Below are 23,262 nucleotides of genomic sequence, written 5' to 3'. Positions count from 1 at the left end.
ACATCCCTCCATTTTCAATATTGGTATTCTAAACCTTAAAGTCGACTTTAATGCAAGCACATTATTTATGCGAACCACGCAAAATATTTAAACCAGCAATCAGCATAATAACAGCTAACACAACCATCCATACTTGTGCGCGATCAATCATTACTGATGGTGAGGTAATTCCTGCAACCATTTCAGAAACGATGGATAATCCCACCGCTCCACCGATTTGGTGAACGGTATTAACAACTCCAGAGGCAGCACCGGCAATATCGCCAGATGTATTGGCAACCCCGGCAACTGTCAATGGGCTCATAATTAATCTCTGGCCGCTACTGCTGAAGATCATTGGTAGCGCAACTCCTAACCAGGATCCCCGTTGAATCCCAATCATTGCTCCTATGCTAGGCCAAAGACTCACTGCAGTGTTTGGCCTAGCATTAAGAAGGAGGAAGACATACTGCCCTAACATAAAGAAAGGTGAAACGCACTAAAACCATTAATTGAAGTAATTGATCCTCAACAAGTTGTCGAGGTGCTTTTTCCCATCCGCTGGCTATCCACCTTGCCAAAACTGGGTAGAATTAAAAACTAAAGGCATGATCCCGGTTGAATACCGAAATCATGCCCTAATATCTGAATAAGCTAACTTTTCTATTGCCCTTCAGAGATATGGGAGGTTCTTTTATGATGTTTAATAAATTTTAGTATACAGGGCGGTTACTACCTTGAGTATCAGGGTCAGCAATCCCTAAACTATCATTGCTACCAAACGTTGGGTCTGCCACAATCTTCAAAACAACATCAGCAATACTTTGACGCGAGCCAGATACACCAACAAATTCGTCATCTTTATGAGTGATCGTGTACTTAATTTCATCGCGGTCATTAAGCCATGGTAGACGAAGCGTAGTGTAGTCTAATCCAGATTCGGCAGCTAACCGGTCTGATACGAGGGCTGCATTATCATTCCGAACAGTTCCACCGAAACAAGTATCACGGTTCCACTTACCAAATTCACCAGGAACCTCATCGTAAATTCCAAGTAAGTTAGTAAGGATCAACCGATTTACGCCATCTTTCTTCATTGCATTAATAATGTTGTGAGTTGGACGATTATGACCAGCATCATCATGATCAATAACGGCATTGAAGACCATATCTTGACCTTTAATCGCTTTTTCGACGTCTTCAGGGTTATTTAAGTCGCCTTCGATAATTGTAACGCGAGGATTATCAGCTAAGTTGTTAAGTCGACTGCTGTTACGTAAGAATAAGGTTAATTCGACATCCTTAAATTGATCTTCGTTAAGAATCCGATTTTCAACAATGCGGGCAATTTGGCCGTTTGCTGCTAAAATTGCTAATTTCATTGCTATTCCTCCATATTAGTTTAATTAATAATAACGCTTGTTTTTGTTTACCTTGGCAATTTCTGCCATTTCTTCATCCGTTAACTTAAAGTCAAAGATATCATGGTTATCATGAATGTGTGCGGGGTTAGTTGAACCCGGAATCACGACAAATCCCATTTGAGTGTGCCAACGAAGAATGATTTGAACGTTGGACTTTCCGTACTTTGCTGCCAGCTTAGCAAAGATCGGTTCATTGATTAGTGAACGGTCACCGGAGCCAAGTGGGTACCAAGCCATCAGACGGGTGCCATATGGCTTCAAGATTTCCCGCGCTTTTGTTTGTGGGAAGTAAGGGTGGGCTTCAGCTTGCAGGACTTGCGGCTTAACTTCCGCAAAATCCATAACCGCTTTCAATAATGAAGCCCTTCGATCAAAATTGGAAATACCAATTGCCTTGATCTTGCCATCGTTATAAGCCTTTTCTAAAGTCCGGTAAGCCGTTTTCCAGTCACCAATTGGTTGATGAAGGAATAACAAATCGATGTAATCAAGACCTAGTCGATCAAGGGCCTTATCGACGGCATCTGGATCATTGTAAGAAGTAGTCCAAAGCTTTGTACTTACAAATAAGTCTTCACGATTAATGCCAGCGTTTTTAATTCCTTGACTAACACCGTCTTCGTTGTAGTAAGCTTCAGCAGTGTCAATTAAATGGTAGCCATCTGCAAGAGCTACTTCCACAGCATTTTGAGCAACACTAGCTGACATTCGAAAAGTTCCTAAACCAATTTCAGGTATCTTAACCCCATTGTTTAAAGAAAATGTTTCTTCCATCACTTTCACCTCGTTTTTTTGGATATCTTTTCAACGATTTATATCCTAATCCTTGAAGTCGACTATAAGGCAACACCTTTTTTTAACAGAAATAATTAGTCCCCGTTTGGATACAGGGTTGCCGTAGTTACTGAGTAACATTTGAAGATGAAAACGAGGTTGAGAAGAAACTTGAGTCTCTCCCCAACCTCGCTGATAGGCTAAGTGTTTCAATTGGTTTTTGATACTGCTCCGGTCGCGTAATTAATGGAAATGTTACGCTGCACATTCGGCACGAAGACGTTAAATTCTAAACTACCATCCTTTGACTTTGCTTCGATATGCGCACCCGCTGGGACCTTCGCATTACCATCGTAAATATCAGTTACCCGGTAACGGACTTGCTTACCTTGGTCTAAGGCTTTCCGGACTAAACCTTCGTAGTAGTTCTGTCCAGTTGAGGTTGAACTGCGGGCTTCGTTCGCCCAAGCAGTTTGTGTAGCAATGTTCTTTGGGTTTGATTCGGAGGCATCAAAGTAATTTAGCCCCCCGACTAAGGCGTATCCTAATAAGTGTCCGCGATCATAAGCATGACTAGGACCATTAGTTAGGTTTGTTGCTTGTAAGAAACCGGCTGGGCGCCATTCAGTTGCCCCGTTACCGGTCGACTCGCGACTTTGATACTGGCGAGTCGTTCGGTTTAACCAAGCATCCCCACGCCATGGCCGACCGAGAGCATCGAGCTTATTAACCGCATATGGAGCACTACTAATCCTTGCATTCAGATTGGTCTGATTATTATTTACGATATACGCCCCATAACCATTCCATTCAAGATTACCACTTAACTGACTTCGGACATTGGTCGTTAAAACCGATGCCGCTAAACTTTGGCTCGGTGGCGTTAAGGTACCTTTAGTACCCCGACTATTTGACCGATAGTAGTGGTGCCAATAACTTAAAAATTGATTTAAAGCGCTCTTTAATGAATTACTTTGATCAGTTGATTGGGTAGTTTGAACAGTACTGCCATTTTGACTACTGCTTACTGGTCGTTGAAAGGCACTTGCTACCACGAACAAAATTACGGCAACTAAGAGCCAGTGCCAAAATTTACGAAATTTTCGTTTCATGTTATAACTCCCTAAAACCGTTGGTATACTTACATTTTACCATGATTAAGGAATCATTTGAACGTCTATTCGCGGAAAAATTAATCAACTGATTGTTTTAGCTCGTTCCGGTGCCGCAGGAAGAATAAAGCAATGATGATTGCTAAGAAAATGACCCCCACGGAAACTGAAACCCGGGTATCAGGATTAATAAACATGAAGAGCACAATTACCACTAATGATGCTAAGGCAAAGTAGTTGTAGTAAGGGAAAAATGGAACTTTGAAAGGATGGTCAACGAGATCTTGCGGGTTATTCTTTCGGTAATTTAATTCTGCAAGTAAGATTACGAACCAAGGTACCAACCCTGGTAAAACGCTTGAGGAGTAAACGATTACGAATAGGTTGGAAGAAGCTGAGTTAATTGACGTTAAGATAAAGTTAACCACAAATCCAACGAGGATCCAAAAAGAAATCGTTAAGATCGCAACGTTTGGCACCACGTGTTTGGAAAGACGGCTAAAGAAAGCAGGTACTTCTTTATCAACCGAGAGCTTAAAGAGCATCCGACTAGCGGAGTATATCCCAGAGTTTGCCCCAGATAAAGCCGCCGTTAAAACAACGAAGTTAATAATGCCGGCTGCCCCCGTAATCCCAACCTTTGTAAAGGTTTCAACAAATGGTGAACCAACCGCTTTTAATTGGTTCCATGGATAAATGGAAACAATTACGAAAATAGCACCAATGTAGAAGATGAGGATCCGCCAAATAACGGACTTAACGGACTTGATAATCGCATGCCGGGGTGAGGCTGATTCCCCCGCCGTAATCCCGAGTAATTCAACCCCTTGGTAGGAACCTGCAATTACGGCCATTGAGAAGACAAAGCCTTTTAACCCCCCAGGGAAGAACCCGCCGTGCGTCCAGAGGTTGCTAATACCAACTGGGTGCCAGTTATTCCCAAGTCCGACCGTGATTACGAGAAGACCAATGATAATCATAAAGATGATCGTAACGACCTTGATCATCGCAAACCAGAATTCAAGTCGCCCGTATGCTTTGGCCGAAGCTAGGTTTGCTAAGGTCAAAATAACAATCATGACAATTCCTGAAATCCAGTCTGGTAAATTGGGCCACCAGTAGTTTAAATACTGACTCATGGCAATAATATCGGAAATCCCAACGATGATGAATTGAAAAACATTACTCCACTTTACGACATATCCGGCTGCTGGGTGAATATATTCAGCCCCATAATCAGCAAACGAACCCGTTCCTGGTTTTAAGTAGACTAATTCCCCCAGGGCCCGCATCACTCCATAGAGGACCAACCCAACAAAGGCATAAGCAAGCAACACTGATGGTCCGGCCCATTTAATCGTAGAAGTTGACCCCATAAAGAGTCCTGATCCGATCGTTCCGCCAATCGCAATCATTTCCATTTGGCCTGGCGTCATCGATCGCTTTAACTGTGGCGCATTCTTGTCCATTATTAATCCCTCATTTCCATTTTCCTTAGATACAAAAAACCAGATCTTTCAGGCCATTAATAAAATGGTTGAAAGATCTGGCGTGGTTTACTTATTGATTTAATCCACCGCAAAATCCCTCAACCGCCAACTGTTGTTGTGGTTGAGGTGGAGGTAGTTTGTGAGTTGAGACTTAGTAATAACATTATAACTTCCTCCTTTGCGTTCTTACATTTTTAAGAATAGCACTATCAATTGTTAAGCGCAAGAAAATAATTAGATTTTCCTAATTTAATTTTCAGAAGCGGTTTTTTGCCCGTAATCTCCAGCTTTTTTCGCTACATACTATGCAAGACTCGCTCGATGTCATCAACAATTTGCTCTGGCATGAGATGGTACCATTCAGCGAGAACCTCAGTTGGAACATTATCGGCGAATTCCCGTGGCGCCCCAAAGTTAAGTGTTTTAATGTTGGTAGCTCCAAAGTATCGGGAAATCATTTCACCAAAGCCGCCACTTAAATTGCCGTCTTCAAGGGTTACAACCAAGTCATGTCGCTCTTGGAGATAATGTAGATCTTCCCGGTCAATATTTGTTAACGACTTAGGATTAATTAGACTAGCATCAATATTAAGTTTTCGCTTTAATTGGGTAACAACTTCTTCGCCTAAAGCCCAGAAATCGCCAACTGCCATGATGGCCACTTCGCTTCCTTGATGAGCGATTTCGTAATCGATATTGCTGTAATCATCCTGGGTAGCGGGCCGATGCAAGAGCGCCTTTTCCGGTTGGCGGATCACAACCGGGACTTCTGTTTGTCGGATCGCCCAGCGAAGCATAGAGATCATTTCTTCAACACTGGTTGGTGCTAAGTATTCAACGTTCGGTAAACTGCTGATGTAGGAAATATCAAAATCACCCTGGTGGGTTGCTGACCCATTGCTAATGGTCCCGTTACGAACAATCATAACGACTGGAACCGAATTGAGGGCCATATCATGAACTAATTGATCATAAGCCCGTTGTAAGAAAGTACTGTTTTCAAAGACCACGGGACGGATTCCGGCCTGGGCCATTGCCACCGCTGATGTCACAGATACTTGTTCAGCAATCCCAACATCGAAGTAATGATCCGGGAATTGTTTTTCAAACCGATGCAGATCAAAGACCCCCGGAATCGCCGCGGTAATGGCGGCAATTGGGGTCCCGGCCTTAACTTGGCGAATCAATTCATCAATGACCGCTCCAGAGTAGGTTTCTTTAGGCTTGATTTGCTTATCTTTACCCGTCTTTAAGTCAAATGGATCCCGCCAGTGATAACGTTCCGGTTCCGCCTCGGCCGGTGCATAACCGGCTCCTTTCTTCGTAACAACGTGAAGAACGATTGGATGGTCAATGTCCTTAATATCTTTAAAAGTTTCAATCATCGTCGCTAAGTCATTACCATTAGCCACATACTGATAATCTAATCCCATGAATTTAAAAATATTATTCTCACTTTGACCATTGGTTGCCCGCAGTTCCGCTAATCCTTGGTAAAGCCCACCTTGGTTTGGGGCAATTGAATTTTGGTTATCATTCACCACAATAATGAGATTTGAATGAAGCTTAGCTGCGTTATTTAAACCCTCAAAGGCAAGTCCACCACTTAAGGAACCGTCCCCGATCACGGCCACCAGGTTTTCATGCTTTCCTAACATATCCCGCGCTTGGGCCATGCCAACGGCCAAGGCGACCGAGGTTGAGGTATGACCAATTTCAAAGAAATCATGGTCACTTTCTTCTGGGTTAGTGTAACCGGAAACGTCTTCATAATGGTCAGGATCTAAGAAACCAAGTTTACGTCCGGTTAACATTTTATGTGGATATGAAAGGTGGGAAACGTCCCAAATTACTTTATCATGAGGTGAATTGAAGACATAATGGAAAGCCAAGGTAACCTCCATAATCCCCAAGTTAGGACCTACGTGTCCCCCAATTGCGCTATCCCGTTCCAAAACCAATTGTCGCATTTCAGTTGCCAATTGCTTTAACTGGTCAAGGCTTAATCCTTTTAGGTCCGCTGGTTCATTAATATCGTTTAATAAGTAATCTGGGTGCAGATTCATTTTTCCGACTCCTTTAATTTCCGCGCTAAACGGTTTACCCCAAGTGAAATCAACTATCTTTATTTTACAACAACTCGGAATTAAAGCGAAATCTTTTTCCAATGTGATAAACTGGATCTAAAACGAAACGAAAGAGGCGTCAAGATTGGCAATTAATAATGCCGCAACGGAAAAGCTTGCTCCTGAGCTTCCGCTTACTGCAGAGCAAGCCCAATTAGTAAAGCAGATTAATCATTTTGCCCAAAAACATTTAAATGATAAGCAAGCGAGTGTTTTTATAATCGAAGGCGAAGCCGGTACTGGCAAAAGTGTTGTCCTAACCCACCTATTTAATCAGTGGCAAGTAGCGGCCCGGACTAGTCCGCAGAGTCCTTTTTATCAGACAAATAACCGTTTTCTCGTCAACCACCCTGAGGTCCTAAAGGTTTATCGACAATTAGCCGGCGAACAACCCCATCTTTTAAAGAAAGATTTTCAACGGCCAACGACAATGATTAACCAGTTAGATAAACAAGATGGTCACCTTGACCTCGTCGTGATCGACGAAGCTCATTTACTACTATCTAAGCCTGATCATTACAATAATTTTTACCATGAAAATCAATTACTCGAACTTTTAAAACGAAGTCGGGTCGTAGTAATCGTGGTTGACTTCAGGCAAGTGCTCCGCATGAAGAGTCTTTGGACGAGATTCCGTCTGCAAAAGCTGCTTGCCCCTTTTGCAACGCAGGTTGTTAAACTCCATCACCAATTCCGGATGCAAGCGCCTGAGGAATTAGTAACCTGGCTTGACGACTTTTCTGACGGCAATATTAATCCCCTTCCGGAAAATGCCCGCCAAGGGTACGACTTTCGGGTATACAATGATGCAGAAGCGATGCGACAACAAATCGTCCACCGGAACCAGCAAGTTGGCCTTTCCCGGATTTTATCAACTTCAGGCTACCCATCGATTTTGGATGGCGGTAAACACTATATCCGCGAAGGAAAATTTAAAATGCCCTGGGATCAATACAATTTTACCCAAATCCCCTGGGCAGAAATTCCAAAAACAATTGATGAGGTTGGTTCAATCTACACTTGCCAAGGATTTGATCTTAATTATGCAGGGATTATTATCGGTCCGATTTTCTATTTAGATCCGGAAACTAACCAGCTTAAGGTTGATTTATCAAAGTACACCGATACCGAAGCTTTTAAACGGCGCAAAGATCTGACTGATCCAATTGAAATTGAACATTTGAAGGACTTAATGGTCCGGAATGCTTTAAACGTCATTTTAAAACGGGGGGTTTTAGGCACTTACATCTATGCTCATGATTCGAAGCTACGTGAAAAGCTAACCAACCTCTTTGAAACCATTGGAGGCGTCGTTAAATGAAGAAAAATGACCACAAATGGCTCCTAATCGGGGTGGCAACGATCGTCATCATTATCTTTTTAGCACTCTTAATTTGGGACTTCATGCCTGAAATAAAGCTCTTGCTTCATTATAATCCGCATAACCGGGCGCTATTAATTAAGTTAATTCGCGCGCACGGTATAAAAGATATGCTTTTTTTGATAATTGTGATTGCGCTTTTAAATGCGATTCCGGGGGCTTCAAATTCAGTAATTTGCATTTTTACCGGCCTTTGTTACGGCCCCGTGGTTGGTTTTTTAATTAATTGGCTGGCAAATATCTTAGGAAATTGCTCAACTTATGGACTTATTAATCGGCTTAATTTTTCAAAGCGCTTTAAAGAGAATCAAATTTTGGAGCGCTTAATGCACCATGAACACCCCTTATTAGGGTTAACACTTGGCTATATGGTTCCCGTAATTCCAAGTATCATGGTTAATTATTCCTGTACGCAGCTAAAGATCAAAACCTCCCAATTTCTATTAATGGTGGCAGTTGGGATGTTACCGACTTCTTTTCTATATGCCTTTGGTGGTGACGCCATTATGAAAGGGAGCTTTAAGCGCATTGTCGTGGCTGTTATGTTTGTCGTTGTTCTTATTTGTCTGCGCCAATTAATTGTTCATCATCGGCGGGAAAATAATTAGGAGCAAGAAAGAGATGAAACTACTACTGACTGTTGGTGGTAGTTTTTATTTTGACTTTTAGTTAAAGTAAATATGTGACATTCACAATTGTAGTGAAAAGAAGCCGGGAAGAAACACGCGTTTCTTCCCGGCCTTTCTTGCATCTCCGAATGTTACTCAGTAACTAAGGTCAAAGCAGTAGCTGAATGGGCTCACAAACGCCAAACCAGTTGGCTGGTTCGCTCCAAAGCACGGCCTTAGCGGATAAGTGCGAACGAAAGGCCGATTCTAATGAATCAACCTTCGTTCTGCTTATCCCAACCAGCCGTCAAGGAGCTTTTTCCCCAACCTCGATAATTTTTATTTTTGTTGCCCTGTTTCAATTACCGGTTGCGTTCCGCGTTCGCTAATGATTGCAACCAGAATATTATTGATGATAGCGAGCCGATCTGCATCTGACAAGTTTAAATCTAGCTCTTTTGTCAACCGTTCGACCGCATCTTCAACAATTGATACCGCCCCATCAACTATCGTTTGTCGGGCGGCTAAGATCGCGGCTGATTGTTGCTTTTGGAGCATCGCCGAAGCAATTTCAGTGGCATAAGCTAAGTGAGTTAACCGCGTTTCCATGACCTCAACCCCGGCAACTTGCAGGCGTGCTTGCAGTTCTTGAGTTAGCTTCGCCGATACTTCAGTTGCATTTCCCCGCAAGGTTAAAGCTCCTTCATCTTCAAAAGTATCGTAAGGATATTCACTCGCGACATGCCGGATCGCTGATTCAGATTGAATTTCGACAAATTCTTCGTAATCATCAACTGCAAACAAGGCCTGGGCCGTATCAACGACTTTAAAAACGATGACCGCGGCAATTTCGATGGGGTTTCCTTTCAGATCATTAACTTTTAAAACCTGACTGTTAAAATTACGCACCCGTAAGGAAATGGTATCCTTGTTAGTTAGTGGGACCGTTAAGAATAGGCCAGCATCCCGGATTGTCCCAAGGTAATTACCAAAAAAAGTTATTACCTTAGCCGTATTAGGTTGGATAACCGTTAATGAAGACCCCGTCAGTAACCCTAACAGGATCAAGAGGATTCCTAAGACCATCCTTTGTAAATATACGAACCAACCCCCAATCCCTAGCAGGACCAGGGCAAGCATTAAACCTAAATAACCGTTAACGTGAAAAACTGTTTTTTCCTTCATCATTTGGCCCTCTTTTAAATTACTCGTGACTAAATAGCTGCGCCGCTTTAATTGCTCGTTGCCAGCCTTGATATAATTGCTTTGCCTTTTGAGCTGGCATCGTTGGCTGGAAGTGTTCCCCTAATTTACTCAAGCGGGCTAGTTCCGCTTGATCATTCCAAAAGCCAACCGCTAATCCGGCCAAGTAGGCTGCCCCAAGGGCCGTGGTTTCTTCAATTGCGGCCCGGACAACTGGAGTTTGGAGAAGATTAGCTTGGAATTGCATGAGGTAATTATTCCGACTGGCACCGCCATCAACTGCTAAATGGGTTAAAGTCAACCCCGTATCCTTGACCATTGTCTCCACAACGTCCTTGGCTTGGTAAGCAATTGCCTGTAAGGTGGCCCGAATAATGTTCCCCCGGTTACTTCCGCGGGTTAAGCCAAACATTGCTCCCCGAACTTCTTGATCCCAATACGGTGCGCCGAGCCCCGTAAAGGATGGGACTACATATACCCCACCGGTCGTTTTTGCATCAATTGCCATCTTTTCGGATTCGCCAGCCGACTTAAAGAATTCAAGCCCATCCCGAAGCCACTGGATGGCCGAACCAGCCACAAAAATACTCCCTTCCAACGCATAGTTAACTTTTCCATCTAGGCCATAGGCCACCGTGGTTAAGAGACCATTCTTGGAAAGTACCGGTTTTTCTCCGGTGTTCATCACGATAAAGGCCCCGGTGCCATAAGTATTTTTGACACTACCTTTTTCGAAGGCTGCTTGACCAAAGAGCGCCGCTTGTTGATCCCCAGCCATCCCCGCAATCGGTACTTGTACTCCGTAGAAATGGTAATCATTGGTATAACCAAAAATTGAGGATGATGGCTTAACCGTTGGTAACATTGCCCGGGGGATGTCGAGTTGATCTAAAATTGATTGATCCCAGTCTAAAGTGTGAATATTAAACAGCATCGTCCGCGAAGCGTTAGAAACATCGGTAGCGTGGACTCGGTGACTGGTTAGGTTCCATAAGAGCCAGGTATCAATCGTGCCGAAAAGGAGATCACCGCTCTCTGCTTTTTTTCGGGCACCCGGCACATGATCTAAGAGCCATTTGATCTTAGTTGCTGAAAAATAGGAGTCAATGACTAAGCCCGTCTTTTGGTGAATTTCATCGGTTAATCCCGCTTTAACCAACGCCTCGGCAATCGGTGCCGTTTGCTTAGATTGCCAAACAATCGCCTTATGAATTGGTTTTCCCGTATGTTTATCCCAAATCACCGTTGTTTCCCGTTGGTTAGTAATGCCAATCGCAGCAATCTTATACGGTTGAATCTGGGCTTTAATCATGACGTCCGCAATGACTGCCTGAACGGCATCCCAAATTTCTAAGGCATCGTGTTCGACCCAGCTGGGTTGTGGAAAGTATTGGGGAAATTCGCGTTGGGCAATTGCTACCACTTGACCAGCATGGTCAAAGATCATTGCCCGGGCACTAGTGGTGCCTTCGTCAATTGCCATTACATATTGTTCTTCACTCACGTTTAACATCCTTTCGAAAAGCGGTCTGAAGCAGCTCTGGTCTCCGAAGTATCATATAACCTATCATCTAGATTATCCTCGCCAGCCGTGACTTTTGACCATCGTTTCTGAATAATAAGAAAACCCTCCGTAGCCAAACGACCAAGGAGGGTTAAAAGCGGGGTTACTTTTCGCTGGTTAGCTTACCCCCAACTGCGTAATGATCATGCTTCATTTCACTTAAAACAATGTGAATCCGTTCTGCTGGAACGTTAGCGTTTTTAGCAATTGCTGCCGTAACGTCTTCAACAAGTCCCTTAAGTTGTTCGGGAGTCCGGCCTTCAAGCAATTCAATGTGTACTAATGGCATCTTTGTACCCTCCTTTTGCTAGTAAAGATATTTTACCATACTTAATATTAACCTGCACTGCGGGACTAATTAGCTTTCCGCAGTTGTTGACGAATGGTGTTAACATCCTCTTTTTTACCTGTGAAAATCAGGCGGTCATTGTATTCCAAGACTGTCGTTCCGTGCGGATCAATCCAATGATTCCGCCGACGAATCCGGCTAACCGTTATCTTATCAATAAATGGTAGCTCCATCAGTTGCCGGCCCGTAAACCGATGATTAACCACGCGAACTTCATAAAGGCCAGTTTCGGTACCAGTTAACATTTGCATTACCGATGGTGATTCAATCAAGGCCCGTAAAACGCTAGTTTCGACGTTAAAGGCGTTAAAGATCTCAACCCCTTGGGCTACTAACTGATCCATGCGTTCATTATTAACCGCGCGACTATTTTGAAAGGCAATAATCCGTTTGATTCCACTTTGGAGGGCCGCTTGAGCAAACTCATAGTTTTGCTCATCATCAAGGTAACAGGCTGCTAAAATATCGACGTCATTTAATCCCGCCTTTGTTAAGCTCTCTTTGGAAATTTCTGGTAAGAGGACCAGATTTTTTACTTCACTATTGTAGGTTTTGTAATTCTTTTCCACTGTGGTAACCACATGAACTTCATACCATTCATTGGAAAGTTGTTGCGCAATTGGCACGGTAATCATGTTAGCGCCAATTAAAACAACCCGTTGCTTGATTAAGTCTTCCTTGGAAAGCTTGTAAACCGAATTGAAAATGATTGGAGCGAAAATGCAGACCAGCACCGCTGCTAAAATAAAAGCTCCCGCTTGGGTATTAGTGATCACCTGTAGGCTTTGCGCTACCTGAACGGATGGTAAAACTAAAGTAATCGTGGTGGCAGTTAGGAAACCGCCCGCCATGGAGTTCCGGTTTGAAAAGCGCGTCCGATATACCAAAATTGGGACGAGCTTAGCAATGAAGAAGCAGGCTACCAAAATTGGAATTAACATTAGGGCTTGCGGATTTGCAAATAATTCGCGCAGGTTTAACTTAACCCCGGTCATGATAAAGAAGATCGGAATAAAGAAACCATATCCAATTGATGTTAACTTTTCAGCCGTTGACTCGTGCGGCTCAAGAAGTTTCATCACCATCCCGGCTAAGAAGCTTCCTAAAATTGTTTCTGCACCAACCTGTTCGGCAATAATTACTAAGGTGAAAATCAAAAAGAAGGCTAATCGAATATCGAGCTGGGTCGTTGCCTTGGTAATTTTGTTAAACCAAATAAATGGCTGTTTAAAACGATAAAGTAGTATAATCGCAGCTAACAACAGCAAAACTAAGAGCCAAAGGCGACTAGCGTTACCACCGTTTAAAGTGGCATAAACCGTCAAGCCAAACATTGGTACTACTTCCCCAAGCACTGCCGTTAAGAGGATCGTTTGGCCCATTGGCTTACTGAGGATTTCTTTTTCTTTCAAAGTGGCAATCACCACCCCTAAAGCAATCGTGGAGAAAAGAATAATTGCTAAGAGCGGGTCCGGGAAGAGACCGGTATATTTAAGGGCGAAACTTAAAATGGTAGCAACCACTAAAATTCCCGCAAAGGCCAAAGAAGCTAATTTAACCGGTGACGCCTGGTTATCATCTTCACTCGGCTTAGCTTTAAACAAACTAAAATCAATTTCCATCCCCGATAAGAACATCAGCAAAATAACCCCCATTTCCGAAAGTAAGCTCAGGGTGCTATTTTGCTGAACTAAATTAAAGCCTGTTTTTCCCAAGATAATCCCGACCACAATTTCCGCGACAGCAGTCGGCACACTGGTGACTTTAAACCGGGCCATCATAATCGGAATCACTAAGGCGGCTAAAACAACAATAAACATTGAAAGTTGAGTCATACTACCCTCCTGTGAAAATTTTCATTTACCTAGATTACCGCAAGTTCAAAAAAAATACCAGTTGTAACCTCTGAAGAAAATAAATTTTCTTAAACTTTCAAAATAAGCTACAATTAAAATAACAAAACTTTTTTTGGAGGAGTGTGGAGATGCAAAAAAAATTATCTGCTTGTACCAGTATCTTAATCGGTAAACAAGCTTCAATTGATGGCACCATAATGATTGGGCGAAATGAAGACGCTAAGGCTGCCTGGCCAAAGCATTTCGTCGTTCACGAACGGGGCAAAGTTGGTGATCACTTTGTTTCCAAGGAAACCGGCCTGAGTCTGAATTTGCCAACTGACAGTTTCAAATACACCGCCACCCCTGAATGGACCGATAAGTATGGTCTCTTTGAAGAAGCCGGCATTAACGAATACCACGTTGCAATGAGTGCAACCGAAAGTGCTTATACCAACGAGCGCGTACTGGGCTTTGACCCCTTAGTTAAGGACGGCTTAAATGAGGAAGCCATGGTAACGGTGGTCCTCCCCTTTGTTAAAACGGCCCGCGAAGGCGTGCAACGCCTGGGGGATTTAATTGCTAAATACGGGACCGGTGAAACTAACGGGGTTCTCTTTGCCGACGACAATGAAGCCTGGTACTTTGAATCTGCGGCTGGTCATTACTGGGTGGCCCAACGAATTCCAGATGATGCTTATGCGGTGGTAGGTAACCAATTAGCGATTCAAGAAATTAACTTTAATGATCCCGATAATTTCATGTTCCATCCCCAAATTCAAGCATTTGTAACCAAAAACCAGTTAAATCCCGCTGACGATGGTTTCAATTTCCGCGAAATTTTTGGTACTCATGATCGGTCGGATGCGATTTATTCCACCCCTCGGGTTTGGTATGGCCATCAAATGTTTAGTCCGAAGGCGGCCGTACTAGAAACACCCGAAAGCCAGGATTTGCCCTTCTTGATGAGGCCAGAACGTAAGTTATCGGTCATTGACGCCCAAAATTACCTCGCTAGTCACTTCCAAGGTACCCCATACGACCCCATTGGGACTGGAAGTGAAGAAGAGAAACACCGCTATCGGCCAATTAGTTTAGCCAAAACCCAAGAGTCGCACGTCTTACAAACAAATCGGCCAAACGGCAACAATCTGCACTGGTTGGCAATGGGCGTGGCTAACCAAAGTACCTTTGTGCCTTTCTTTGCTGACCTAACTACGACCTTGGCGGCCTACAAACGGGGAAAGTTACCCGCCCAGCTCAATTCAGCTTACTGGATTTTTAAGCATGCGAGCGTTTTAGTTGATAGTCACCTCCATGACTTTTTGCCAGATTTGCGGGATGTGCAAAAGGAAATGCGGATTAACGCAACCCAAATGGTTAATGAAGCCGACCAAGCGAGCCAAGATCTACCGGCAGCAAAACGGGCGGCCTATCTCACCCGCCAAAGTAACGATTTTGCCACTGACGTTTTAAACGCCTATAAGCAGTTAAGCCTTCGACTAATCACCAAGATGACTGATTACTGCGCACTTAACTTTAATACTGACGAAAATCTTTAATTATAAAGAGACCGGGAAGAAGCGCTCGTTTCTTCCCGGTCTTTCTTTCATCTCCGAAGGTTACTCAGTAACTCCGGTTAACTATCCAATTTTTCATTCGCTAATTTTGTCCGGTGGTCCTCGCTCCCGGTTGCCGGCGTTGCTTCGTCGAGTCAAGCAAGTATTGTTCAATTAGTTTCACAATTTGCTGGTTTTGCGGCAGATTTGAGTGTTGCGCTTGTTCACCAGTAACCGTCATCGAAGTATAGTTTTTAACCCGTTTTTGGTAGATGTACTTTCCCGCAAGGACGGAATTAGCCGGAACGAGGCCATCCGATGTATAGGAATCTTCATTTCCAACGACAGCAATGACATTCAAACTACTTGGAATTTGGTCGCGATGCTTAACAAAATCGGTAAACATCTGGGTTTTATTTTTCGTAGAAGTTTCTTCAAAGTTAAAGGGTGACGCAACGGTCATCAGGGATTTAATGGTAATGCTATCACGATAATCTTGATAGTAATTTTCCAACCATTGCGTCCAAATTAGCCCCCCGTTTGAATGCCCAAAGGCTTTAAAATTATTAAACTGATATTCCTCACTCAGTTGTTCAAAGGCCTGATTAAACATCTTTGCTTGTTGTTTGATATTGCTGTAACCATCGTGATTATTTTGAAAGCCTACCACGATAAATGGCTCGCGATCACCACGATTGATTTTACCGCTGTAGGTAATTTTACCATTATTAAAAACTTCAACTTTCAATAGGCTATGTTTTTGATTCGTATCTTTATTTAACAAGTTCACCAACCGATTAAATCGTTCCTTAGTGGCTGATGAGCCTGGAATCATAATTACCGGCGAGAGCATTGACCGTTGTCGCTTAGCCATTTGTTGATTTGAACTCTGCATGATCAAAAAACCAGGAATCGCTAAAATAATAATCAAGCCAACTGCGAGCAAGACTAACTTTAAGGTCAATTTTTGTTGGGAATTTAGTCGTTGCATCATTTAATCCGCCTCCTGGTCCAGTTTTTGTACCGTATTGTTTACCCGGAGAGCCAGTTTAACGAAAGGCACATAACAGATCACGTCAAGAACTAAGAGTCCTATCGTCATTAACAGCGCTGCCCAATTCCCATTGGTTCCAAAAAAGGCATATAAGATCCCCGGAGTTCCTTGGGGAATTGGATAAACAGGCGTTGGATACCAGTGCCAAGCGATGCCTAAGCTAGCAATCGCAATATTGATAAAAGGGAGCCCAATCACTGGTATTAAGTAGATCGGGTTTAAGATGACCGGTAAACCAACTGCAAAACCATGGTCAGCATTGAAAAGGACCGGTATCAGATTGGTCCGAATTAGGCGATGATAATTTTTGCGTTTAGTAACAAAAATCAACGCGATTAGCAGCGCTAAGGTTAAACTAGTTCCGCCAAAGTTAGCAAAGGATTTTTGCAAAACTGAGGTTAAATATGGATACGGAACTGCGCCATGGCCGTGATGGGTAAGTAAATATGTTAAGTCAATCGAAGCTTGGCTACTATCAAGCACCAGATCACCGTTATAGTACGGCCCGCCTAACCCTAGCCAATTTAAACCCGTACTTAAAAGAATAACCAAGAGTTTAAGCCAAACTGGTTGATTTCCATTATCAATGACCTGTAAGGACCCGTACAACTGCGAGAGAAGACTATAATATGAAGCTAAGTTTAATAGAATGCTAATAATTAGACTCACGCCAAAGACGAGGAGCATTGGTTTGAAAGCCCCATAGGTCCGTTCAAAAACTGCATCCAGATGATTATTAGTGGATTGGTATCGCGGCTTTCCCGGCCACCGAAAGCTTTGCCCGACCAAATAACCAACGACGAGGGCGAAAAACAAATTTCCGTACGAAGTTATCATCCAATCGAGGTTGGCGCGATTATTCTGCGAAACCCGATAGGCCAACATCAGCATGGCCGTTAAGCCTGTTAGCCCGGCCATCTGGGGATCGCGCTGATAAAGCTTCGCAGTATACATTGCCATTACATAGGCAGCGTATAAACTAATCATCCCAACGGTAACGGTGCCCAGAACCGTAAAGCCACTCGCTAAAGTTTTGATAATCACCGGATTAACCCATCGATCTAAGAATAAAATTGCATATAAAAAACTATCTGGCATTAATAGGGTACTGACAATTAGCTTGGCAAAAGTCCCAACCAGAACAAAGGGAAAGATCACGACAAGCGTCCGCCGTAAAGCTCTTACTAACATTGTCCGTCTAAGCCGCACTAACAGGTTTACTATTTGGGTCGTCACATTTTCAGCCTCTTTTCTGCTATTCAACTTATTTTCGCGTTTAATGCTTTAAAATTCAAGGGTTAGACCGATTATTCGCTAAAAAAGCCCTTAATTTCGAAAAAACTTCACAACCGCAATCATTTTGCGTGACCTTCAAAAATAAATAAAGGCAGGAAAGGAAAAATTAGTTCCCTATCTGCCTCATTCTTGATAATCAACTTTAAAGGTCGTTAACGAATCCTTTACCAGCTTGCTTTCCGGACTCCTGGTAGCTTACCTTCATGGGCAAGCCGCCGAAATGTCAACCGGGACATCCCAAATTTACGCATATAAGCATGGGGACGGCCATCATATTGGTCGCGATTATGCAAACGAACTGGACTTGCATCCCGCGGTAAAAGCGAAAGTCCCTTGTAATCATGCGCTGCTTTTAAGGCTGCGCGTTTAGCAGCATATTTTTTAACGGTCGCTGCTTGCCGTTGTGCTTTTGCAATTTTTGACTTTTTAGCCATTCAAAATCCTCCAATAAAACTTAACTTTAAACAACATGTCAAAATCGCATTTGCCGTCAATTCAGATCATATTTTACCGAAAGATTGATGGTTTGCCAACTATTTTGTTCGATAGGCCTCACAATCAGCTTTATAATGATACTTTTCATTTAATTTATGGATTAGCTCTTGGTTATGTGTATAAACTCGCCCAGTCTTGAGATGGCGCAAATAAAGCTCTAAATATGGGAGATCAGCCTGAATTGCTAGTTTACGCTCATGCTCCCGTTGATAATTAACGTGCCGAAAGCGTAAATCAGCAATTCCCTGGTCGTCAAAAGTTAACAATAAGTATTGGGCGCGCATATCAGCTTGCAGTTTTAGTTGACCATTAAAAGGTTCACCAACTGAACCAGGGTTAAGTACTATCCGTTCATCCGTCCCATAACGGAATAATTGATGATGAACATGGGCATAGATGGCAAGATCAGCCCCATTAACTAAAAGCTGATCGAATTTTTCACTTTCATTAGTTGGGAAAAGCGCTTGGCCCATATTTAGATTTGGGAGATTGTGACTGAGGTTGATCTTTAAATTTCCAACTTCGATTTGCTTAGCAATCGGCCAAGTTGCCATCTTTTCCAGCGCCCCGGCCGGTAAAGTTTCACCAACGAATTGGGCTAAGCGCGCAAAGTAAACGTGCGAAGGGCGACTCAGGTCGATATCACCCCGGATCCCATGAATTACTAAATCATCCCAATTTCCCCGAATTAAGTGGGTGGGCTGAAGCTCTTGCAAGAGTCGCCAAATTTCAGCTACTCCTGGGCCTGGCATTAATAAGTCTCCTAAAAACCAATATTCGTTGGCCCCATTCGCCCGGGCATCAGCAATCATCGCTTTGAAGGCCGTTGTATTGCCATGAACATCTGAAAAAACTGCTACTTGTTTCACGCGGACATCTCCCTCATTCAAATTTCTCTTCTTAATCTTACTACCGAATCCTAATTAAATCATGGTTAGATCCGGACAATTGGCAGTAAATCGTGACTTTATAAGTTTTTAAACGTCATTTTTGCTCAGGTGTGTTATCCTAGATGATGTTAAATTTAAGTAAAAGGAAGTTGATTTATGTCAGTAAATACCACTGAAGAGCCCTTCCCCAGCGGATGGCATCGTGCCTTTATTGTCCTTTGGCTCGGATGTTTTATCACTGGGATGGGGTATTCAATGACGATGCCGTTCATTTCCCTCTTTATTAATGAATTAGGGCATCTCACCCGTTTCCAATTAAATATTTATTCTGGTCTTGCCTTTGCGGCAACCTTCATTTCTCAAGCAATTGTTTCACCTTATTGGGGAAATTTGGCCGATACAAAGGGTCGTAAACTAATGTGTCTTCGGGCTAGTGGTGTTATGGCAATCACAATTTTTGTAACTGGTCTTTCAACCGGTGCCTGGATGATTATCTTTATGCGCCTACTGCAAGGTGCCTTTTCGGGTTACATTAATAACGCCACGGCGCTAATCGCTGGGGAAACACCCCACCGTAAATCAGGCTGGGTGATGTCAACCATGATGACCGCGGGAGTTTCTGGTAATCTAGTTGGCCCGCTATTAGGCGGGGCATTATCAGATGCTTTTGGTTATCGCATTCCCTTCTTTATCACCGGTGGCTTGATGTTTTTGACCTTCTTATTCACGCTATTTTTAGTCGAAGAGCATTTTACCCCAATTAAGAAGGAAGAAATGAAGCCAATGCAGGAACTTTTGCATTTGATTCCCAATATCAAAATCATTTACGCAATGTTTATTACCACTCTAATCGTCCAGGCTTCAGTCATGAGTATTGATCCAATTGTTTCCCTTTACGTCCGGGATATGATTGGCAATCACAATAATTTAGCCTTCATTGCCGGGGTAGTCGCAGCGGCACCGGGATTAGGTAATCTCCTTTCGGCATCTAAAGTTGGGCATGTGATGGATCGCGTGGGGCCAGAAAAAGTCTTAATGATTGGATTAACGATCGCGACCTTATTGTTTGTGCCAATGGCCTTGACGCATTCACCATGGTGGTTAGCCTGCTGGCGCTTTATCTTAGGCCTTGCCAGCGCTGGGTTACTGCCTGCTGCTCAAACAATCCTGACGCTTGACGTACCGCAAGAAGCCTTTGGCCGGATTTTCTCTTATAACCAGTCCTTCCAAGCAGCTGGATCAGTTTTTGGTGCGCTCCTCGGCTCACTGGTTTCTGGATTATTCTCCTATCCAATGGTCTTCTGGTTAACCGGATTAACCCTTTTAATTAATCTTTTAATTGTTTACATCAATCGAACCAAACAAGTCGCTTAAACGCTGTATTAAACTATCATCCCCGCTAGGTCAACCGATGAAGTAAAATTCATCGCAAGCTTAGCGGGGATCTTTTTTATGAATTGATGATTAACCATTCCCGCATCATCGACGGTGCTAAAATTGAGTCTAAACCTTGGACACTTTGATTCGTTCCCATGTCAGTACCATTGCCGACAAGCGGTGCGACTTCTTCCGGCCCATATCATACCGCTGATCACCATTAAAGACCGCTTCCATTTTTGAAAAAACTTTCCCCCTTCAATCAGGAAAAAGGGCATCAACTAATGGTTTGCAATCCCTTTGAATTTATTTTCGTTTGTTTCGACTGGCAAAAGCTTCTTTAAAAGCTTTTTGATAATCTTTAGTCTTCTTTTCATCTTCAGTTGTAACATTTGAATAATCAAACGTTACTCCTTTCCACTTCTCAAACGGTTTTAGCTTTCTTGAGGTGGATTTTTTATCCATCCTTCTCACTCCAGACCACTATCATGTTCCCAACTTTATCCACATGAGCGTCTTCCATGACAAATCTTGTATTTCCATGAAAGAGCACTTCATGTTCACCTAAATTAAAGTTTGAAATATCTTTTCCACTTTTGCTCGATTTTATGATAACACGAATAGTTCGATGCTCGTTGTAACTGTATCCGTCTTTAGCAGTTGAAAGATACGTAGCATCCTAAAAAATACCACCGATCTTTAAGAGGAAAATAAAAAGCCCACCGAATTGTGAACTTTGCTTAAATCCTTTTAGGCCGGTCGCCTACTACTAAAGCAGCACGCTTATTGAATGTTGTCAATATAAAAATTATTTCTTTCTTCCTTGAACCAAATCAATTCGTTCCCTTGCCAAATCGATAATTTCGTACAAGTCTTCTACATAACGATCCATATTGGCATTAATCGAATGTGCTAATTTAGTATTCCTACTTAAATCAGCATTTACGAAACTTCGTGCTGAACGTTTTGCTTGATGGTATCTAGTATCAACTGGATTATTCTCCCGATACTTGTAAATTGCTCGATTCATAGCGTCTGATACTACCACACTTATTCCCCCAATTATTTTTATAATTCTTTATAAAACAAGTATTTTACAACAATACTTTAATTAACTCATTTACCTCTTTAAACGTTTTATTCAATCGCTTAGTTATTACAGATGATGATGGTAGGTCTTTTGTTCTTTTTTCACCATATTTGGAAAAGCTATTGATATTATTTTCTCTCATGTATTCAATAACCATATTAAGCAATTCGGCATTCGACTTATTAGCGTACTTACTGCCTACCGAAACTTTCTTTCCGTATTTATCTTCATACATTTCTACTATCTTAGTAAACGGAAAACCGTGTCTCTGAAAAGTCTTATATGAAACTCCAATTTTTTCGGTAGAAACCCTTTGAAAATCCTTTGCACTTGTTATGTGCTCGTTTTTGATTAATTCTATCGCTTCGTTGAGTTTATTTTTCAAAACTTCTGGATTAGAAAGCCTTTGTGATCTGTAACTATTTCCGTTTTTATCTAGAGTGTTCTTTTTACCTGCTTTGACAATGTTCTTTTTCCCATCATAGTCAAAGTCCAATTCTTTCATGAGTACACCCCAACTTTTACCCGTACGGCCAATAACACTGTTAGGACTAGGGGCAACGCCCCTAGCATACATCTCTTGATATTTAGTCATACTTGGGTTGTCTTGAATACCCAAACGGATAATTTCTTCTTTTAGAGCTTGAAGTAAAGCGTCGTTGCTCTCCCATCTTTTTTCCCCATTTTTATTTTCACCTCATTATGATTTTTTGTCCCACTCTTTTAAGCCCAAAATATTTTAGACTGAAAAGAGTAGGACAAAATAGACTGCCTACTCAATTGTACCAATTGCATCACTACTCAAAGATTAATCTTCTACATAAATCATATCTTCTTTATTGCTGATTTCATCAAATTTCTTAGCTAGATTTTTGAGAATATCGATATAACCTTCGTTTAAATCCAAACAATCGCTATCAAATACGACTTTTAAATTCTTGCCCCTGTCGTATTCGTGTTTGTCATATACTCTAATGCTTGCCGGAGAATTGGCGTTAATAAATAGCTTTGCGCTGTAAACTACTCCTTTTAGATTTGCTTCAATTCCTAATTAAGATTATCCATAATCAAAAGTACCTTGAGTTGCTTTTTCTTGGAAACAATCCCGGAAAGGGTAGAAGCAGTTTGTGCTTCATCAGCCAAGTCAGTCGGTAAAGCTTTTGTAAGGATTGGGTAAATTTTCGTTCCTTATTCACAGCCATGTTCCACACGGAAATTAATTTATATTGCATGGCTACACCTAAAGAATTACCGCTAATGAAACACCCCCACTTGCGTAGGGAAAACAAGCAAATGCCTACATCATAGCATTTCTATTTTATCACATTTTACATTCCCATCGAAATCATCTCTACTAATGAGCGATCGTCAGAATGCCTTCATTCAAAACTGCCAACGATATGACATACTCAGGTCGAGAGCTAAAAGCTCCAGAAGAAATGAATTGCTGATATTACAAAAGCTAGCTTCAATATAAAAGTAATAACAACACCAATAAGCTCAAGCCAGTCTATCAAATCTGGTTTCATTGCATCAGCTCACGAAAATTGGTTTATGGTATTTTATGTATAAAAAAAGCGGGTCTACAATATTTGGTACTGATAGGAGTAAAATCCTAGCAGTACCAATTTTTTTGATTTAGGGGATTTTATGTAT

21 protein-coding genes are annotated in these 23,262 nt (G+C 42.3%); 4 read left to right on the top strand and 17 right to left on the bottom strand.

Annotated features, from left to right (window positions below):
• Positions 1-61: 61 nt before the first annotated feature.
• The 6 genes from H5993_RS06020 to H5993_RS05995 form a co-directional block, all read right to left on the bottom strand.
• Positions 62-382 carry an MFS transporter gene (locus H5993_RS06020; RefSeq protein ID WP_204776633.1) on the bottom strand — a complete coding sequence of 107 codons (321 nt, stop codon included), beginning with the start codon at positions 380-382 and terminating at the stop codon, positions 62-64.
• A 310-nt stretch (positions 383-692) separates the two neighbouring features.
• On the bottom strand, positions 693-1,361 hold the full coding sequence (locus H5993_RS06015) for an NAD(P)H-binding protein (protein ID WP_204776632.1): 669 nt from the start codon (positions 1,359-1,361) through the stop codon (positions 693-695).
• Between the two features lie 24 nt (positions 1,362-1,385).
• Positions 1,386-2,177 carry an aldo/keto reductase gene (locus H5993_RS06010; protein WP_204776631.1) on the bottom strand — a complete coding sequence of 264 codons (792 nt, stop codon included), beginning with the start codon at positions 2,175-2,177 and terminating at the stop codon, positions 1,386-1,388.
• 209 nt (positions 2,178-2,386) lie between these two features.
• The gene (locus tag H5993_RS06005; RefSeq protein ID WP_204776630.1) at positions 2,387-3,289 is read right to left on the bottom strand and encodes a DNA/RNA non-specific endonuclease; all 903 of its coding nucleotides are present in this window, start codon (positions 3,287-3,289) and stop codon (positions 2,387-2,389) included.
• 80 nt (positions 3,290-3,369) lie between these two features.
• Positions 3,370-4,758 (bottom strand): amino acid permease, encoded by a 1,389-nt coding sequence (locus H5993_RS06000; RefSeq protein WP_204776629.1) that lies wholly within the window; start codon positions 4,756-4,758, stop codon positions 3,370-3,372.
• Between the two features lie 317 nt (positions 4,759-5,075).
• Positions 5,076-6,845 (bottom strand): 1-deoxy-D-xylulose-5-phosphate synthase, encoded by a 1,770-nt coding sequence (locus tag H5993_RS05995; RefSeq protein WP_204776628.1) that lies wholly within the window; start codon positions 6,843-6,845, stop codon positions 5,076-5,078.
• Positions 6,846-6,996: 151 nt separating this feature from the next.
• Here H5993_RS05995 and H5993_RS05990 point away from each other — a divergent pair, with 151 nt between their 5' ends.
• Both H5993_RS05990 and H5993_RS05985 read left to right on the top strand, forming a co-directional pair.
• A complete protein-coding gene (locus H5993_RS05990) occupies positions 6,997-8,226 on the top strand; it encodes a DNA/RNA helicase domain-containing protein (protein WP_204776643.1) in 1,230 nt (409 codons plus the stop codon).
• Positions 8,223-8,894, top strand: a complete 672-nt coding sequence (locus tag H5993_RS05985) for a TVP38/TMEM64 family protein (RefSeq protein WP_204776627.1) — start codon at positions 8,223-8,225, stop codon at positions 8,892-8,894. Before H5993_RS05990 ends, H5993_RS05985 begins: the two co-directional genes overlap by 4 nt.
• A 339-nt stretch (positions 8,895-9,233) precedes the next feature.
• Here H5993_RS05985 and H5993_RS05980 read toward each other — a convergent pair whose 3' ends face one another.
• The 4 genes from H5993_RS05980 to H5993_RS05965 form a co-directional block, all read right to left on the bottom strand.
• The gene (locus H5993_RS05980) at positions 9,234-10,079 is read right to left on the bottom strand and encodes an SPFH domain-containing protein (protein WP_204776642.1); all 846 of its coding nucleotides are present in this window, start codon (positions 10,077-10,079) and stop codon (positions 9,234-9,236) included.
• 19 nt (positions 10,080-10,098) lie between these two features.
• Positions 10,099-11,601, bottom strand: coding sequence for a glycerol kinase GlpK (gene glpK, locus H5993_RS05975; protein ID WP_204776626.1), 1,503 nt, complete (start codon positions 11,599-11,601; stop codon positions 10,099-10,101).
• Positions 11,602-11,764: 163 nt separating this feature from the next.
• Positions 11,765-11,950 (bottom strand): 2-hydroxymuconate tautomerase, encoded by a 186-nt coding sequence (gene thmT / locus H5993_RS05970; protein ID WP_180872025.1) that lies wholly within the window; start codon positions 11,948-11,950, stop codon positions 11,765-11,767.
• A 65-nt stretch (positions 11,951-12,015) separates the two neighbouring features.
• Positions 12,016-13,845 (bottom strand): monovalent cation:proton antiporter family protein, encoded by a 1,830-nt coding sequence (locus tag H5993_RS05965; RefSeq protein WP_204776625.1) that lies wholly within the window; start codon positions 13,843-13,845, stop codon positions 12,016-12,018.
• A gap of 149 nt (positions 13,846-13,994) precedes the next feature.
• On the opposite strand from H5993_RS05965, the gene H5993_RS05960 reads away from it, so the two are divergent.
• Positions 13,995-15,407, top strand: a complete 1,413-nt coding sequence (locus H5993_RS05960; RefSeq protein ID WP_204776624.1) for a C69 family dipeptidase — start codon at positions 13,995-13,997, stop codon at positions 15,405-15,407.
• 100 nt (positions 15,408-15,507) lie between these two features.
• On the opposite strand, the gene H5993_RS05955 is transcribed toward H5993_RS05960, so the two are convergent.
• From H5993_RS05955 to H5993_RS05940, 4 genes are all read right to left on the bottom strand, one after another.
• Positions 15,508-16,395 carry an alpha/beta hydrolase gene (locus H5993_RS05955; RefSeq protein ID WP_428980930.1) on the bottom strand — a complete coding sequence of 296 codons (888 nt, stop codon included), beginning with the start codon at positions 16,393-16,395 and terminating at the stop codon, positions 15,508-15,510.
• A gap of 3 nt (positions 16,396-16,398) precedes the next feature.
• On the bottom strand, positions 16,399-17,694 hold the full coding sequence (locus H5993_RS05950; protein ID WP_204776622.1) for a PTS transporter subunit EIIC: 1,296 nt from the start codon (positions 17,692-17,694) through the stop codon (positions 16,399-16,401).
• Between the two features lie 224 nt (positions 17,695-17,918).
• Positions 17,919-18,188, bottom strand: a complete 270-nt coding sequence (rpsN, locus tag H5993_RS05945; protein ID WP_180872020.1) for a 30S ribosomal protein S14 — start codon at positions 18,186-18,188, stop codon at positions 17,919-17,921.
• 99 nt (positions 18,189-18,287) lie between these two features.
• Complete coding sequence (locus tag H5993_RS05940) at positions 18,288-19,118, bottom strand: metallophosphoesterase family protein (RefSeq protein WP_204776621.1); 831 nt, start codon at positions 19,116-19,118, stop codon at positions 18,288-18,290.
• A gap of 177 nt (positions 19,119-19,295) precedes the next feature.
• Between H5993_RS05940 and H5993_RS05935 the strand changes: the two genes are divergently transcribed.
• Positions 19,296-20,513 (top strand): MFS transporter, encoded by a 1,218-nt coding sequence (locus H5993_RS05935; RefSeq protein ID WP_204776620.1) that lies wholly within the window; start codon positions 19,296-19,298, stop codon positions 20,511-20,513.
• Positions 20,514-20,822: 309 nt separating this feature from the next.
• Here the strand turns inward: H5993_RS05935 and H5993_RS05930 are convergent, their stop codons facing one another.
• The 3 genes from H5993_RS05930 to H5993_RS05920 form a co-directional block, all read right to left on the bottom strand.
• Positions 20,823-20,981 (bottom strand): hypothetical protein, encoded by a 159-nt coding sequence (locus tag H5993_RS05930; protein WP_204776619.1) that lies wholly within the window; start codon positions 20,979-20,981, stop codon positions 20,823-20,825.
• A 343-nt stretch (positions 20,982-21,324) separates the two neighbouring features.
• Positions 21,325-21,564, bottom strand: coding sequence for a hypothetical protein (locus tag H5993_RS05925; protein WP_204776618.1), 240 nt, complete (start codon positions 21,562-21,564; stop codon positions 21,325-21,327).
• Positions 21,565-21,610: 46 nt separating this feature from the next.
• On the bottom strand, positions 21,611-22,225 hold the full coding sequence (locus H5993_RS05920; protein WP_204776617.1) for a hypothetical protein: 615 nt from the start codon (positions 22,223-22,225) through the stop codon (positions 21,611-21,613).
• Positions 22,226-23,262: the final 1,037 nt, after the last annotated feature.

The organism is Limosilactobacillus alvi (assembly GCF_016900115.1).
Classification (GTDB): Bacteria; Bacillota; Bacilli; order Lactobacillales; family Lactobacillaceae; genus Limosilactobacillus; species Limosilactobacillus alvi.
Note: the sequence above shows the minus strand (reverse complement) of the source record. Positions and strands in the feature narration are given on the sequence as shown.